Below are 15,991 nucleotides of genomic sequence, written 5' to 3' on the forward strand. Positions count from 1 at the left end.
TCAAGACGTGAACATCGCCCGCTTGGGCCTATTTGGTCTGGCCGCGGTACTCGGTCGGGGTGACTCCCGTTACTTTTTTGAACACCCTGCTAAAATAATTCGGGTCTTTGTATCCGACCTCGAAGCATACTTCCTTAAGGCTGACCGAGCCGGCGGCGATCAGTTCCTTGGCCTTTTCGATCCGCAAGCCGGTTACGAAATCAATGAATGTTTCGCCGACCTGCTGCTTGAATACCTTACTGAAATAGTGGGGATTGAGGTGGACGAAATCGGCGACTTCCTCCAGCGATATGTCTTCGGTATATTGATCCCGAATATAGCTTTTCGCTTTGTCCAGCACCGACAAGGTTTGCTGCTCGCGCTCTTCCCGGATGCGCTCCAGCGCGGACAAGACGTAGGACTGCCTGGCGGGAGACGGCGATGACAGGGGTTCGCCTTTGGCGGAGGACGGCCCGTCCGAATGGCCTTCCTTCAGGTCATCGAAGCTGCATACCCGGCCGCCCTGGTCATAGCAAGTGGAAGCAAATACCGCTTCAAAATATGACTTGCGAAAACCTTCGGACCCGCTGCGCACCGTCCCGATGCCGACCGAAACGGACAGCTCCAGCTGGCGTTCGGTCAAGGAGACTACCTTTTCGCCGAAGCTCAAAACTTCTGCTTTCCATAAGGAGGCGGATAATTCCGGCGGTTTTCTGAGGAAAACGGCCATGTGCAGATCGATCAGCGAACTGACGATGCATGAGCCGTGCGTTTTGGCAAAATTCCGGATGGTATCGTACATCTTTTTCTTCGTGCGGGCATGCAGATGCTCCGGAAAAGCGATTACGATTGCACAGCCGTCGTCGATGGGGAATTCCAGCCACTCGGACAACTGCTCCACGCTCGCATCGAGCACCTGATCGACCATGAAAAGCATAGCCAGCTCGTTTTCGACCAAAGGCTGCAGCTGGGACACTTTGTCCCGCAGCTCCAATTCCTCTGCGCGCTTGCTTTTTTCCGTATCCAGCTCTTCGAGCAGCTGCTGCAGCGTTTTGACGACTTGCTCGCGGCTCGCCGGTTTGACGATGTACTGCTTGACTCCGAGCGACATCGCCTCCTGGGCATAAGCAAAATGGTCGTAAGCCGTCACCATCACGAATTTCGCATCCGGCAGCCGCCGCCGAATTTCCCGCAGAGCCGTAAGCCCCTGGATGCCGGGCATATTGACATCCATGAAAATAATGTGCGGACGGTGCTCATCCGCCTGCTCGATCGCCCGCCGTCCGTTCTCCGCATGAATCACCTGGAACGTATCCGGCATCATACGCTGGATGATCCATTCCAGCCCTTCGCGCTCCAGCGCCTCGTCATCCGCGATCAACATCCGGTACATGCGTCCTGTCACCTTCCTTTCGATACGGAATCCGGACGGATACCGTCGTTCCTTTTCCGGGCTCGCTTTGAATATCCACCCAGTCGCCGCTTCCGTAAAACAGCTGCAGCCGCTTAAACACATTCCTGGTCCCGATGCCCGCGGAATCCTTAGTGCCGGCCCCGGCTTCAAGCTGCAGCATCGACAGGCGGGTTTCCTCGCTCATGCCGCTGCCGTTGTCCGTGACCTCAATCGCTACCGCATCGGCTTCGCCGCGAATGCTCAAGCGAATGACCGCGCCGCGCTCCATCTTTTCAATGCCGTGGACGAACGCATTTTCCACAAGAGGCTGGATCGTCAGCAAAGGGATCGGTTCGTTCAGCACGGCTTCATCGACCTCCGTTTCAAACCTGACCCTGTCGCGAAACCGGGTTTGCTGAATCCGGATGTATTCCCGGACATGCGCCAGCTCGTCCCGCAAAGTCGCCGGCTCGTCCAGCTTGCGCAAATTGTACCGCAGCAGGTTGGACATGGATACGATCAGATCGCTGGTCTGCTCCGCTCCTTCGATGAGGGCAAGTTTGGAAATGCTGTTCAGCGTATTAAACAAAAAATGGGGATTGATCTGGCTCTGCAAAGCTTGCAGCTCCAGTTCCTTCATAAGCCGGTCTTTCTCAAGGCTTTCCTTCTCTTTGGCCATCAGCTCCCGCAAATCGCCGATCATTTGCCGAAACGTATCGGACAATAAGCCGAGCTCATCCCCGCTGGGCAGCCCCGCATCCGTATGCAGGTCTCCCCGGGAGATGTGTCTGGCTGTTTGCACCAGGCGGTTGACCGGCCACGTTATGCTGCGGGATATCCATACCGCAAGGACGACGCTGAGCAGCGTGTTCACGACGAACACCGCCGCGCCCAGCCAGTACATCCGCTGCTGCGCGTCATGAATATCCTGATAGGCGGATTGGTACGAGCTCAGCTCCAAATCGACGAGATGCTGGCTTTCATCGCGGATAAAGCCGGTCGTCTTTTCCGCGTCCTCGTAATGGTTCAGCGCCTCGCGGGATTCGTGGGAATCGGCTTTGGACAGCGACGCCCCCGCCTGTTCCAAAAGGGTGCCGATCAGGTTGGCGTAGCCGGCCAATACGGACGGATTGACCGCGGCGTTTTCCTGACCGGCCAGTGCGGCACGCAGCGCAAGCAGCTCGCTTTGCATCGCGTTCAGCTCCGCATGGCTGTTTTCGTCAGGGCTCAGAAGGTAGTTGTAGAGCGCTTTCAGCATGTTTTCGGCTTTTTGGGAGGACTGTTTGTACAAGAGAAAGCGGTCCATTCTCGTATCGTAACTTTGCTGCACGGCTTTCCCGTTTTCGAACAAAAAGAAAGTGACTGAATTCGTCAGCAGCACCAGCAGAGGAATAAATAAAAGCAGTTTGGTACGGATCGTCATGGTCCGTTTCCTCCGGTTTCGCCGGCGGTTTCACTGCCGACGCTGACGCGGTCCAGCACGGTGGTTGAAGTGAACAGCTGCGGCTGCACCGCTTTGCCATGAAAAAAATCGTTCGCCAGCGAAACGGCCTGATAGCCGATTTCGTGCGGCTGCTGGACGATGGCGGAGGCGATTTGTCCCTGGCGGATGCCGTCCTTCGTCTCCTTCACATCGTCAAAGGCAAAAACGGCAAGGCTGCGCGGCTTCACCCGGCGCGCGGCTTCGGCGATTCCCGGCCCGTCCAGGGCGCTCAAGCCGACCATATAGCCGATTTCCGGGCGCTGCGTCAGAAGGTCGGCCGCTTGTTCGGCCGCTTGGAGGCGGGAAATGTCGGACGAGCGGACTTCGGCTACGGCAAGTCCGGGATAACGCTTAATGACGGATCGAAATCCGTCCAACCGCAGGCGTTGATTATACGCCTGCTCATTGCCGATGATCACGCCGATGGTGCCCTGACCGCCCGCGGCTTGGGCGACAAGCTCGCCCATCTGCTCGCCGGCCGCAGAATTGTCGGTGCCTACGTAAGAGAGCCGCCGGCTGCCGGGCTCGTCCGTATCCACGGCGATGACCGCGATCCCCTGCGAAACGGCTTTATCGATCAGCCGCCGATACTGCGGATCGCCGATTCCTTGCGCCAGCACGGCATCGGCCTTGGCCGCGATCGCTTTTTCCAGCAGCCGGATTTGCTCCGCCGGATTGATGCGGTTCGGCCCGGTATATTCCAGCTCCAGTCCGAACTGCCCGGCAGCTTCTCGGGCCCCCTGCTCGATAGACCTCCAGTATGGATTGTCCATTTCCTGGGAAATCAGCACGACATGCCGAGCCGCTTGGCCGTTCGGCAGACCGGCTTCGGGCGGCTTGACCAAGGCCCGGATGCGGATCGTCGAGAGCAAAAATTGCAGCAGCAAGAAGGCGAACAGTGCAAATAGCAATAGTATGGCAATTTTCCATTTTTGATTCGACATGAAGTCACGGCCCCCGTCGGATAGACTCATACGTCATTATACAAAAAGCCGGAAAAGAAACCAAAGCGGCGTATGTGCAGGAACCACGGGAACGGGACAACCCGAAAAAGTGGGCAAAATGCCCGCCCGCTTTCAGTATGCCGGTTCCCGGCGCTAGCAGAAGCGTAAGACTCCGCTAGATGTTGTATTCCAACCCGGTACACCCGGTCGACCGAGCGAGCTTTTCGCTCCTGTCAGCGCGAAGAAACCTGCAAATCAGACAGACTATCGAGAAACCCGCACACACGCTGGACAATAGCAAATCTGCCTGGGAATGTGGGGAAAAGCTGCAAATCAGACTCTCGAGAAACTCGCACACATGCCGGAAAAAAGCAAATCTACTTGGAAATGCGGAGAAAACCGGAGAAAACCTGCAAAAGTACAGTTTTTTGCTGTCGGCACGCTCGCAGCGAAACAATTCCTGCAAATGTGCAGGTTTTTTCGCGAATACCAGGTCGTAGGCCCATTTTAGTCGAAAATTCCTGCACAATCGCAGGCTTTTCCTCCAAATGAACCTCATGCACAGAAAATTCCTGCACTTTTGCAGGTTTTCCCCCGCGGCTAAGCCATATTACGAACAGCTCCGTCGTCTTTGGCCATGGATGCGTTAGCACAGGCGAAATTTTCGACTATGCCTGCATCAGGCAGAACGCCTGTCCCGCACCCATCTTTACTATGCTCTATTTATCGGTTGTCGACTTTTTCGGGATACAGGTCGTGGTTCATAAGCCGGTGTTCGGCCATCGCCTCGTATTTTGTGCCGGGTTTGCCGTAGTTGCAGTAAGGGTCGATGGAAATGCCCCCTCGGGGAGTGAATTTGCCCCAGACTTCAATGTACCAGGGGTCCATCAGGCCGATCAAATCGTTCATAATGATGTTCACGCAGTCTTCGTGAAAATCGCCGTGATTGCGGAAGCTGAACAAATACAGCTTGAGCGATTTGCTTTCCACCATTTTAATATGGGGAATATAGGAGATGTACAAAGTCGCAAAATCCGGCTGCCCGGTCATCGGGCATAAACTGGTGAATTCGGGGCAGTTGAATTTCACAAAATAGGCTCTGTCCGGATGCTTGTTGTCAAACGCTTCCAGAACGCCCGGATCGTAGTTGAAAACGTACTTGGTCCCTTGATTGCCAAGCAGTGTAATATCCTGCAATTCTTCGCTGCTTCTTCCTGCTGTCATAAGTGGTTTCCACCTTTTTCTTAGTTTTTTTATAGAGGGAGTTTGCGAACCTCTGCGAACTTTGGCCAAGCTCAAGCCGGCTACTTTCGAAATATACCATACACACCGGGGAAAAGCATCCTTGCTTTTAAATGGCTTCGCCGCGCCGCTTGAGCATTCTGTACAAAATGAAGCTCACTACCGCGCACGCAAGCGCGCATGCGGCGATAAATATATAGCCGGCTTGCAGACCTGCGACCAGTCCGGTCTCAGCATCGCCCGTGCCGGCAAAATAAGACTTGAACCCGTCGGTGATCGCGCCGACGAGGAAATTGCCGATCACGCTGGCGATGCCCATCATCGTTACCGTGAACGTGATCGCGGTCTCGCTGCCGCTGCGGTAACGCTTGGCGAGCATGGCCATCACCGTCGGATAGATGGGAGCGATCCCGGCGCCCGCCAGAGCGAATAGGAAAGCTCCCGGCGGTCCTGCAGCAATCGCTGCGAGCGAGCATAAGCCCGAGAAGGCGGAGAACAGGATGAGCGAGAAGACGAAGCCGATTTTGTCCGTAAGCGGTCCGAGGACCAGCCTTGCGAGCGTAAAGCACAGAAAAAAGACGGACAGCATGCCGGAAGCTTCGGCCATTTCCCAGTGGTAAGCTTTTTCCAAAAAGTTGACCAGCCAACTGCCGATAGACAGCTCCGATACGACGCCGAAGGAAAGAATAGCGACGATCAGCCAAGCTACGGGATCACGGACGTAGGCTTTCATCGAAATCTGTTCCGCCGCTTCGCCGCCGCCGTCTCCGGGAAACTTCGAGAGCACCGAAGGAATCATCGGAAGCAGCGCGAGAGCGAGCATGATCATATACATGCCCCGCCATCCCAATTCGCCGCCCCCCAAATGGGCGCCCATCAATATGGAAGCCAGGATCGGCGCGGCAATGGAACTTAATCCGTAGAAGAAATGAGCGAGGTTCATCATCATGCCGGTGTTTTTGGTGAAAATTTTTGCCCCGAGAATAGCCAGCGCGATTTCCAGCATCCCGTTGCCGATGTACATGAAAAAGTAAGAGGAAGAGAACGACAAAAACTGCGGCGAAACCGCAATCAGGACTCCCGATATGACCATGGAGCCAAAAGAGATCAGGCATGTCAGTTTCAGCCCGATTTTATGGCTCAGCAAGCCGGTGAAGCTGCAGGCAAGCAGGTAGCCCAAGGAATTGAGGGAAAGCAGGGTGCCGATTTGTATTTCATTGAGCGCAAAGTCGCTCTGAATACGCGGGATGGCAGGTCCTTTAATATTTTCGGAAAAACCGAAAACGAGAAAGCCGACGAAGGTCACCAGCAGCAAATAATAATAGTTTTTGCGGGATGGCGCGGCTGCAAGCTTGTGCTCGATTTCCATAAAATGAAACCTCCAAAATGATATGTGCAGGATGCAACGGCCCTGACAGTTTCCTTTATTTTACCACATAAGCCCGCGTCGGCGCCTAACAACAATGTTATAGCCAATCTCTGGATATCCATTGTATACTTTTACATAACAAAGTCATGAGCGAGGGTGGAATGTACGGATATGGCGGCAAAAGGAAACCCTTTGGATGAAGCGATGTTTGACTTGTTCGCCTGCATGCCGATCGGTGTTATGCTCGTCGGACCCGACGGCCGATTCATGAGAGCCAACGCCAGTTTCTGCAAATTCGTAGGTTATGCGGAAGAGGAACTGCTGCACCTGAATTTGTACGCGCTTACGCATCCGGAAGATGCCCCGTTAAACCACGAGCGGTTTGCCTTCGTCAAACACCCGTCGGAGCCGTTCAGCATGGAGCTGCGGTACTTTCACAAGCAAGGACATACCGTATGGGGACTCGTACAGGGAGACATGAAAAAAGAAAATTTGTACGGGCTCGAGGCTCCTTTTTACATCTGTTTTGTCCATGACATAACTATAATGAAGAACCAGCAGGAAGAACTGCGCGCGGTGCAAGAAAAATACGAATCGTTCATTAACCACTCTTCCGATGCGATTTTGATTTATGATACGGAAGGACGCGTCCTTCAAGCGAACGACGGACGCGACATGACAATGCTCAAAAAGCTGTGGGAGCGGACCACGCAGCAGGAGAAATCGTTCAAGCAGCTGGTGGAAAACTCGCCCGAGCCGTTCATGATCATAAAAGGCTATGAATGGGCGTACAGCAATCCTGCAGGACTGAGACTGTTCGGGGCGGATCGTCCCGAGCAAATTGTCGGCCGGCCTGTGCTGGAATATACCCATCCCGATTACCGGCAGCAGGTGCAGACCCGAATTCGCAGCGGGTTAAATGGGTTTATGAGCAGTTGGATGCCGCTGAAAGTCATCCGACTGGACGGACAAATCCTCGACGTCGAAGCGACGGGATTTCCCGCCAATGACGATGACGAGCCGGCGATTCATGTGCTTCTTCGGGATGTGACCGAACGCCTGAAGACGGATGAGCTCATGCGGATATCCGATAAGTTGAACGCCGTAGGCCAACTAGCCGCCGGCATCGCCCATGAAATCCGCAACCCGCTGACAGCCATTAAAGGCTTCGTGCAGTTGGCGCAACAAAAATTTCCGGAAAACCTCGACTACTTTTCGATCATTCGCTCCGAGGTGGAACGAATTGAGCTTATAACCGGTGAGCTGCTTTTGCTGGCCAAGCCTGGCGTCAAAGCCGTGCAGGCCATCGATCTTTGTGAAATACTCAATAATGTAAGCGCACTCCTCGAAACGCAGGCGATCATGAGCGGTGTGCAAATTTTTAAGGAATACACCTTTGCCCCTCTTCCTGTCATGTGCGATGCGAACCAGTTGAAGCAGGTGTTCATTAACATTGTGAAAAATGCGATAGAAGCAATGCCAAAAGGCGGCGAAATCACCATTACCGCCGGGCTCGACCTTAACGTGATCACCGTTTCCATTGTCGACCAGGGGCCGGGCATTCCCCAAGAAAAGCTGAAAAACCTCGGCCAGCCGTTTTATACAACGAAACCCCAAGGCACAGGCCTCGGCTTGGTTGTAAGCTACAAAATCATCCAAAATCACGGAGGATCCATCCAAGTAGAAAACGCCGCCGGCGGAGGGGCTGCCTTTACGATCAAGCTCCCTTGCGCAGTGGGCTTGTGACGCTTGTTTGAGCCACTATGGAGCGACGCAAAACTCCGCCCCAGCCGGCATCACGGCGTTCCCGCATACCAATCAGAGACTTAGCTGCCTGCAAAAAAAGTAACATTCCAGCAGCGGCAAGTGGCTTGACCTCAAATGAAACAGTAGCTTACCAATCGAAAAGCCTGCAAAAGTGCAGGCTTTTTCGATGGAGAAGGCCCATTTGGAGGAAAAGCCTGCGATTGTGCAGGAATTTTCGGTCAGGATGGGCTTGGGCCCCCAATTTCAGCGAAAAGCCTGCAGATTTGCAGGAATTTTTCGCGGCGAGCGTAAACAGGTGCAAAAAGATGTACTTTTGCAGGCTTTCTGCGGCATTCCGCGTTCTCGAGTCGCCCGACCGCCGTCATGCAGCGCAACACCACGCGCTGGGGGCTGCTTTTCGCGGCAAGCGTAAACAGGCGCAAAAAGATGTACTTTTGCAGGCTTTCTGCGCATTCCGCGTTCTCAGGTCGAGCGATCGCCACCATGCAGCGCAACACCACGCGCTGGGGGCTACTTTTCGCGGCAAGCGTAAACAGGCGCAAAAAGATGTACTTTTGCAGGCTTTTCTGCGCATTCCGCGTGCTCAGGTCGCCCGACCGCCGTCATGCAGCGCAACACCACGCGCTGGGGAGCTGCACATCGGCGCGATTGCACTCCGCATTCCGCACTGCGTCGCCCCTCGGTCGCGCTTCCGCGCTTCGAACGGCGGAGCATCCTGCAAGCAATCGCCCTGTGTGTGTTGTCCAGCGGCTCCCCCTATTCGGATAAAATCAAAACCCCGAACCCTTCCAACCGGAACTCGCCGCTCAGGCGCTTGCCGGTAATGAGGTCGGCTTTTTCCTGTTTCAGCCGGATCGTGACGGCGTCTTCGCTGTAGTTCAGCAGGAAGGCGAAGCTGCCGGCCGCCCCGCGCCGGATTTGCAGCTCTACCTGCTCGGGCAGCTCCAGCCAATCCGCGGCGGGTGAGGCGATGCCGAGGAGCCGGATCATCCGGCCCGCTGCGTCCTCGTTGAAGACCGCGCCGTAATACCAAGCCTCGCCCTGGCCGAGCTTGTTTCGGGTAACGGCCGGCTTGCCGGCATAATAATCGGAGGCGTACACGGCTGCGATCTCTACGGCGCTATCCTCGTCCGCCTGCAAAACATCATTAAAAGCAGCCGCTTCCGTCAAGGCGGAAGGGTCGTCTGCCCAGCGCATCGCTGTCGGCCGGCGCGTGCCTTTGATCATGGTAAACTCTTCGACCGTTATACCGCACAGTTCTGCGGCTGCGCCGGGAAAAGGACGCATATAGCATTGGCCGCGCTCGTCCTTATAGCCGGTTCTGCAGCCGAAGATCACTTTGCCGCCCTGAAGCACGTACGCTTTCAGCAAAGCGGCCGTTTCGTCGCGCATGATGGTCGGGTGCGGGTAAATGAGCGCCTCGTACCGCGTCAGCTCTTCCAAGGTCGTGCCGCTTCGCAAATACAGCACATCGCTGGGGATATGCCTGCGCTGGAGCGCTTTGAACCAGGCTTTATTGCTAAGCCAGGTAAAAGGGCCGTGCCACACATCGTACTCGCCGTCCCACTCGTTGTCATAGTCGCGGACGATCGCAACGCTTGCCACGTTGCGGGTTCCGACGATGCTTTGGCCGATGGCCGCAAGCTCGCTCCCGATCTGGCCGGCTTCCCGCACTCTGCGGTTCGGCCGGTTATGGTAATCATTGATGCCGTGCCAATAAATTTCATTGCCGAAGGTCGCGGTGCGCCAGCGGAAATAGAGCACCATATCGGCGCCATGGGCGATGGACTGGTACGTCCATAAGCGCATTTGTCCCGGTTTGGGGGAAGGCATATCCATCCGGTTGACCCAGCCCCCGGGCCCCGACTGCTGCTCCATCACGCAGAAATTCGGCGAAATGGAGCGGGTTGTGGACAGCGACAGGCTCCAGCTTCTGTCCAGCAGCGGGTTCGGGTCGTCCTGATCGCCGCGGATGGTCGAAAACTGAGGGTAAGAGTCATAGCTGAAAAAATCCAGCAGCTCGTCCGTCAGGCGATGATTGTCCAAATGCCCGAACAGCCCGTTGGTCGTAATCCAGTGATTCGGCGCCGCTGCGCGAATCATATCGGCCTGCACCTTGGCGAACGAGATCGTGTTGTCGGAAATGAATCTCTTCTCGTCGAGAGCCTGATGCGGGTTCGGCTGCCGGGGACTCGGCGTCGGCCTGGGCAAATGAACCTGCGACCAGTCCGAGTACGTCTGGTTCCAGAACACGGTTCCCCACGCTTCATTGAGCCGCTCCAGTGTCGTATATTTGACCTGCAGCCATTCGCGGAATGCAGTATGATCCGCCGGCGAATAAAACTCGCCGATCTCGCAGTTCAGCTCATTGTCGATCTGCCAGCCGACGACGGCCGGATGGCCGGCGTAATGCTCCGCCAGCTTCGCCGTAATCCGCGCGCACAGCTCGCGGTATTTCGGGCTGCTGTAATTGTAATGGCGCCGCATGCCGTGATGCAGGGTGACGCCTTCGTACGTAACGTTCAGCACTTCAGGATATTTATGCGTCAGCCAAGCCGGAGGCGTAGCCGTCGGCGTGCCCAAAATAACTTTAAGTCCGTGGCGGTGAGCCAGATCGAGAGTCCGGTCGAACAGCTCGAAGGAGAACCGTCCTTCCTCGGGTTCGAAGATCGACCAGGCGAATTCCGCCACCCGGATGATCGTGAAGCCCAGTTCGCGCATCCGGCGGTAATCGTCGTCCCACATCGATTCCGGCCAATGTTCGGGATAATAGCAGACGCCCAGTTCGAACTTTTCAAAAGCAGCAGCGCTTTTCATGTCCAACCTCCAAATATGAAAAATATGCTTTCATGTTCTTTCTATTTCATTGTAAAATCAAGAATATTGCCAGTATATAATAAAATCCTGCTTTTATAAGACGATGTTGCTCTCTTGCCCGCGAAAGGAGACGCCCATGAAACAGCAATATTATGTACCGCCTCCCGCGTACCCTCACTACGTTTGCTATCCGGACATGACAGGCCGGTATTACGATTTCCCGCAGCATATGGAGCGCAGGAGCGAAGGATCTCTGTCCAGCTACAATCTGCATTTGATTTTTGGCGGAAAAGGCTACGTTTTTCACGATGGCAAACGGATTCCTTTAAGCGCCGGGACGGGTTTTCTTTATCCTAGACGGGCCTTTCAGCAATACGGGACCGACGCGGCCGACCCTTGGGACATCAGATGGGTCCATTTTGACGTCGGGACGCCGCTGCCTTTGCTGCAGGAGGTGGATCAGTCGCGGGGCTGGTTTTTTTCGTTCGAGCCGAAAGTGCGGTTTGAGGATTTGTTCGAAGATATGTACGGCATGTGCGCCGCCTTCGAAACCCGGCACGAGCCGCATCTCTCGGCGCTGCTTTATGAAATTTTGGTCAAATTGCTGCAAAATTCCGCGCGGCTGGACGGGACGATTCCTTTGGAAAAGCGGCATTCGATCCGGGCTGTAGCGGATACGATCCACAGGCTGTGCGAGCAGCACTGGACTTTGGACACGATGGCCCGCCTGTCAGGATACAGCTCGTACCATTTTTTGCGTTTATTTCGCGCCGTAATGGGGAAGACGCCCAATCAATATTTGGCCGAATGCCGCATCGTCAGGGCGAAACTGCTCTTGGTTTCCACACGCCTTCCGATCTCCGAGGTTTCCGTGCAGGCGGGCTTTTCGCAAGCGAGCTATTTCATCAAAGTGTTCAGACAGCTCGAAGGCATGTCCCCCAAAGAATACCGGATGCTGTTCGGCTGACGCACCTGTCTTTGATAATTATGCCCAGGGACTACTGTCGGTTTCGGAAGTCCTTTGCTATAATTGTAGTAATTGTCTCGGAGAACGGGCAAAATTCGTAGCATAACAGTTTAATCGAGGTGGCTGATGAAAGCTTATTTGGAACTGCTTCAAGATATATTGGACACCGGGGTTCAAAAAGAGGACCGCACCGGTACCGGCACCATTTCGGTATTCGGCCGGCAATTGAGATTCGATTTGCAGCAAGGATTTCCGCTGCTGACAACGAAGAAATTGCACATCAGATCGATCGTTCACGAGCTGCTGTGGTTTTTGAGCGGAAGCACCAATATTCAATATTTGCATGACAACGGGGTTACGATCTGGGACGAATGGGCCGACGAGGAGGGGAACCTTGGGCGCGTGTACGGCGCGCAGTGGCGCACCTGGCTAGGTCCGGACGGACAAGCTGTCGATCAGATCGCGGGTGTGATCCGGCAAATCAGGAACAACCCGGATTCGCGACGCCATCTGGTCAGCGCCTGGAACCCGGCGGAAGTGGACGGCATGGCGCTGCCGCCCTGCCACTACGCATTTCAATTTTATGTAGCGAACGGCCGGTTGTCCTGCATGTTTCAGATGCGGTCGGTCGATACTTTTCTGGGGCTTCCGTTCAATATCGCGTCATACGCTCTTTTGACGCATATGGTCGCCCAGCAGTCCGGGCTGGAGGTCGGCGAGTTGATCTGGACCGGCGGCGACGTGCACATTTATTTCAACCATCTGGAGCAGGTCAAGCTGCAATTGACAAGGGAGCCGTACGGTCTTCCGACGCTGCAAATCAACCGCAAGCCGGATTCGATTTTCGACTACCGGTTTGAAGATTTCGAGATCGCCGGATATCAATCGCATCCCGGCATCAAAGCGCCGATTGCGGTCTAACGCCGCTGCTAATCAGGATTGGAGGGACTTGCTCTTGAGCATTTCATTTATTTTTGCGATGGACCGGAACCGGGCTATCGGCAGCAACAACAAGCTTCCGTGGCGTTTGCCGGCGGATTTGCAGTATTTTAAAAGAGTGACGTTGGGGCATCCGGTTTTGATGGGCCGCAAGACGTACGATTCCATCGGCAAGCCGCTGCCCGGACGGAGAAACGTCATCCTGACGCAAAACAGCGATTTTCGCGCCGAAGGCTGCGAGATCGTACATTCGGCCGAGGAAGCCGTAAGCGGGTTTGCGGATGAAGAGCTGTTCGTAATCGGAGGAGCGGAAATATTCCGGCTGCTGCTTCCGCAGGCGGACCGCATGTACATCACCTTTATAGACCATGAGTTTGAAGCCGACGCCTATTTCAAAGAGTTCGATTTGTCGGAATGGGAGCTTGTTTCCTGCGAGCAAGGGGAGCAAAACGAAAAAAATCCATACGTGTACGAATTTCGCGTCTACGACAGAAAGAGGGAATAGTCTATGAAATACTTTGCCGCATTTTTGCCTATGAAAGACGAAGAGCTTAGCAAGCAGTATCGCCCCGATCATCTGGCTTATTTGGAAAAATGCCGGGGCGAAGGGAAAATATTCGCCAACGGGCGCTTTGCCGACGGTACCGGAGGCCTTGTCATTTACAAGGCCGAGACGCTGGAAGAAGCCGCCGCTTTGGCGGGTGAAGACCCATTCGTCAAAACCGGCGCCAGAGAGTGCCGTCTTCACGAATGGGAAGTCGTCATCAGCTAAACAAACAAGCCCCGGCCGCTCTGCATATCAGAGCCGGTCAGGGCTTGTTTTTTCGTTAAGCGCGCTTTTTGAACAAGGAGACGATCAGTGACAAAGCGCCGAGCACAACAGCCGCGATGGATACATACAGCGCCGTATTCGAGGAGGAAGCGCCTCCGTCATGGGCCGCCTCTGCAGCAGCGGCCGTATGGCCGTGGCTGTCGGCCGCCGCTCCGGCCGGTTTGGGCTTCACTGTCGTCACGGAAGCGGGCTTGTCGGATCCGTTTGCTCCGACCCATTCAACGACGCTGCCATCCTGATACGTTTGGTAAGCTTTCCAAACGATCTGCGTAGCGGCATCCGCTACTTTTCCCTGCATGCTGAATTCGCCGAACTCGTTTTTCGCCAAGCCTTCGCCGGTAGCGGTCCAGGTGACCCCTGTAATTTTGCCGGAATCATCCTTGGCGATATCGTATTTCCAGCCTGGCTTCGGCTCAAAGCGGGAGATGGCGACCGAATCTACCGCGAATTTGACTTCCACTTTTGTCGTCGCCACATCTTTCTCTACCGGCACCCGAACGGTAAACTTTTCGTACGAACCTTGCGTAGTCTCGCTAGGGAGCACTGTCACATGGGCGCTAGCGATTCCAGCGAAAAGCATCGAGCAAACGAGCAAAACAACTGCATGAACCATGATCTTTCTAAACACTATACGGGATCCCCTTTCGAATCAACTCTTTCACCATGATGTCCATCTTACGCGAATATCAAGCAAAACAGTATGACTCAACTGGGCTATTTTTGCAGCTAGTTTTGTCCTTTTCGTGTCAAGCCGAATTTGACGGCGAACGCCGTAAGCTGGACACGGTTTTCGAGCTGCAGCTTTTCCAAAATATTTTTCATATGGTTTTTGACCGTATGTTCGGATATGAGCAGCTTTTCGGCGATCTGCCGGTTGTTGTCCCCGGCCGCCACGTAGGCGGCAATCTCCTGCTCCCGGGAGGTCAGCATGCCGGGATGAGGACCGTCCGGCTGCGTTCCCGACGGGGCGCGGAAGCGGTGAAACAGCTTGTCCGCCATTTGCCGGGCGACATCGGAATTATCGTCAAGCAGCGCGTGCAAGTAGGTGAGCCATTCGTCAGGGTCCATGTTTTTCAGCAAATAGCCCTGCGCGCCGAACTGGAGCGCCGTGAACAGATCGGCAACGTCATCGGAGACGGTCAGCATGACGATGCGGATATGTCCGTACAGCTGCTTGATGCGCCGCGTCGCTTCCAGACCGTTGACCGGAGTCATGTGAATATCCATGAGCACGACATCCGGTTGAACTTCCCCGCACAGCGTGACGGCTTCCTCGCCGTTAGCCGCTTCGCCTACGATGAAGAACTCGGGTTCTCCTTCCAGCATGCTGCGGACGGCTTTCCGTGCGAGCGGATGGTCGTCTGCGATGAGGACGCGGTAAGCTTGCTTCGATATCACTGGCTTTTCCTCCTTTGTGCGGCGGCGATAAGCTCCGTGCCCGGCCGGCCTTCGGCAGAGCGGATTTCGAACGCCGCGTTCAATTCGGCGGCCCGCTTGCGCATCAGCTCGATGCCGTATTTTTTGCCGTCCGGCTCTTGCTGCTGCAAACCGCATCCGTCGTCAACGATGTGCAGGCGCCATTCCGCCGGTGAAGCGGTCAGCGAGATGGCGGCTTCCGACGCTTTGGAATGCTTGCGTATGTTCGTAAACGCCTCCTGAATGATGCCGAAGAGCTGCACCTCTTCCCCGGAGCCGAAGCTTTGCTCGGCGATGGCGATATGCTCCTCCAGCCTGATGCCGGTGACGGCCTGCCAGTCCTGCAGCCATTTGCGGATGCGCACAATGAAGGCGGTGCCTTCTTCGGGCGGAGTCCGCAGGTTGAAAATCGCCTGCCGCAGCGAATTATCGATCTCGGAGACGGCGGCTTTGGCGTCTTCCAGTTTGCCCTGCTTCAGCTTTACGTTCAGGAAAAAGAGCGTTTGCGCCAAATCGTCGTGCAGCTCGCGCGCCAGCCTTTCGCGTTCTTCGTACACGGCTCTCCGGGCCTCCCCGGCGGCAAGTTTTTCGTTAATGCGCGTAATGCTCCGGAACATCCAGGAGGCAAAAAGGTAGGAGAGCAGCAGCGTAATGAGCGTAATCGCAAAATTGCCGGCTTCCATGGACAAATAGTTCAATAAAAATTCATGGCGGATATACTCAAAGCCGCCGATGATCAATACCGGCAGAAAAATCGTAAACAGCTTGAGAATATTTAGGGACATAGGGCCAACTCCTTATGGCTGACAAATATTTGGCATGAATTCTATTATAGCAGGAGAA

15 protein-coding genes and 1 riboswitch are annotated in these 15,991 nt (G+C 55.0%); of the genes, 5 read left to right on the forward strand and 10 right to left on the reverse strand.

From position 1 onward, the window contains the following. Positions 1–28: 28 nt before the first annotated feature. The 5 genes from AC6RNO_RS16950 to AC6RNO_RS16970 form a co-directional block, all read right to left on the reverse strand. Complete coding sequence (locus AC6RNO_RS16950; protein ID WP_497106140.1) at positions 29–1,372, reverse strand: AraC family transcriptional regulator; 1,344 nt, start codon at positions 1,370–1,372, stop codon at positions 29–31. Further along, the gene (locus tag AC6RNO_RS16955; protein WP_497106141.1) at positions 1,347–2,795 is read right to left on the reverse strand and encodes a histidine kinase; all 1,449 of its coding nucleotides are present in this window, start codon (positions 2,793–2,795) and stop codon (positions 1,347–1,349) included. The genes AC6RNO_RS16950 and AC6RNO_RS16955 overlap by 26 nt, the downstream gene beginning before the upstream one ends. Further along, a complete protein-coding gene (locus AC6RNO_RS16960) occupies positions 2,792–3,799 on the reverse strand; it encodes a substrate-binding domain-containing protein (protein WP_497106142.1) in 1,008 nt (335 codons plus the stop codon). The genes AC6RNO_RS16955 and AC6RNO_RS16960 overlap by 4 nt, the downstream gene beginning before the upstream one ends. A gap of 723 nt (positions 3,800–4,522) precedes the next feature. After that, positions 4,523–5,023 (reverse strand): preQ(1) synthase, encoded by a 501-nt coding sequence (gene queF, locus AC6RNO_RS16965; protein WP_488437861.1) that lies wholly within the window; start codon positions 5,021–5,023, stop codon positions 4,523–4,525. 14 nt (positions 5,024–5,037) lie between these two features. Continuing rightward, positions 5,038–5,082: riboswitch (PreQ1 riboswitch) on the reverse strand. Between the two features lie 68 nt (positions 5,083–5,150). Further along, positions 5,151–6,410, reverse strand: a complete 1,260-nt coding sequence (locus tag AC6RNO_RS16970; RefSeq protein ID WP_497106143.1) for an MFS transporter — start codon at positions 6,408–6,410, stop codon at positions 5,151–5,153. Positions 6,411–6,581: 171 nt separating this feature from the next. Between AC6RNO_RS16970 and AC6RNO_RS16975 the strand changes: the two genes are divergently transcribed. Beyond that, on the forward strand, positions 6,582–8,156 hold the full coding sequence (locus AC6RNO_RS16975) for a PAS domain S-box protein (RefSeq protein WP_497106144.1): 1,575 nt from the start codon (positions 6,582–6,584) through the stop codon (positions 8,154–8,156). A 239-nt stretch (positions 8,157–8,395) separates the two neighbouring features. On the opposite strand, the gene AC6RNO_RS16980 is transcribed toward AC6RNO_RS16975, so the two are convergent. Together AC6RNO_RS16980 and AC6RNO_RS16985 are read right to left on the reverse strand one after the other, a co-directional pair. Then, the gene (locus tag AC6RNO_RS16980; RefSeq protein ID WP_474685145.1) at positions 8,396–8,662 is read right to left on the reverse strand and encodes a hypothetical protein; all 267 of its coding nucleotides are present in this window, start codon (positions 8,660–8,662) and stop codon (positions 8,396–8,398) included. Between the two features lie 271 nt (positions 8,663–8,933). Further along, positions 8,934–10,994, reverse strand: coding sequence for a beta-galactosidase (locus AC6RNO_RS16985; RefSeq protein ID WP_497106145.1), 2,061 nt, complete (start codon positions 10,992–10,994; stop codon positions 8,934–8,936). A gap of 136 nt (positions 10,995–11,130) precedes the next feature. Between AC6RNO_RS16985 and AC6RNO_RS16990 the strand changes: the two genes are divergently transcribed. The 4 genes from AC6RNO_RS16990 to AC6RNO_RS17005 all read left to right on the forward strand — a co-directional run bounded on the left by AC6RNO_RS16990 (position 11,131) and on the right by AC6RNO_RS17005 (position 13,672). Next, a complete protein-coding gene (locus AC6RNO_RS16990; protein ID WP_488437865.1) occupies positions 11,131–11,961 on the forward strand; it encodes a helix-turn-helix transcriptional regulator in 831 nt (276 codons plus the stop codon). Between the two features lie 126 nt (positions 11,962–12,087). Continuing rightward, entirely contained in the window at positions 12,088–12,882 is a 795-nt protein-coding gene (locus AC6RNO_RS16995) for a thymidylate synthase (protein WP_497106146.1), read from the forward strand. Positions 12,883–12,916: 34 nt separating this feature from the next. Then, on the forward strand, positions 12,917–13,405 hold the full coding sequence (locus AC6RNO_RS17000; protein WP_497106147.1) for a dihydrofolate reductase: 489 nt from the start codon (positions 12,917–12,919) through the stop codon (positions 13,403–13,405). A 3-nt stretch (positions 13,406–13,408) separates the two neighbouring features. Further along, positions 13,409–13,672 (forward strand): YciI family protein, encoded by a 264-nt coding sequence (locus tag AC6RNO_RS17005; RefSeq protein ID WP_474685140.1) that lies wholly within the window; start codon positions 13,409–13,411, stop codon positions 13,670–13,672. A 55-nt stretch (positions 13,673–13,727) separates the two neighbouring features. On the opposite strand, the gene AC6RNO_RS17010 is transcribed toward AC6RNO_RS17005, so the two are convergent. The 3 genes from AC6RNO_RS17010 to AC6RNO_RS17020 all read right to left on the reverse strand — a co-directional run bounded on the left by AC6RNO_RS17010 (position 13,728) and on the right by AC6RNO_RS17020 (position 15,933). Continuing rightward, complete coding sequence (locus AC6RNO_RS17010) at positions 13,728–14,345, reverse strand: YcnI family copper-binding membrane protein (protein ID WP_474685181.1); 618 nt, start codon at positions 14,343–14,345, stop codon at positions 13,728–13,730. A gap of 113 nt (positions 14,346–14,458) precedes the next feature. Next, positions 14,459–15,127, reverse strand: coding sequence for a response regulator (locus tag AC6RNO_RS17015; protein ID WP_474685180.1), 669 nt, complete (start codon positions 15,125–15,127; stop codon positions 14,459–14,461). Then, positions 15,127–15,933 (reverse strand): histidine kinase, encoded by an 807-nt coding sequence (locus AC6RNO_RS17020; RefSeq protein ID WP_497106148.1) that lies wholly within the window; start codon positions 15,931–15,933, stop codon positions 15,127–15,129. Before AC6RNO_RS17020 ends, AC6RNO_RS17015 begins: the two co-directional genes overlap by 1 nt. Positions 15,934–15,991 lie beyond the last annotated feature (58 nt).

The organism is Paenibacillus sp. sgz302190 (assembly GCF_059820445.1).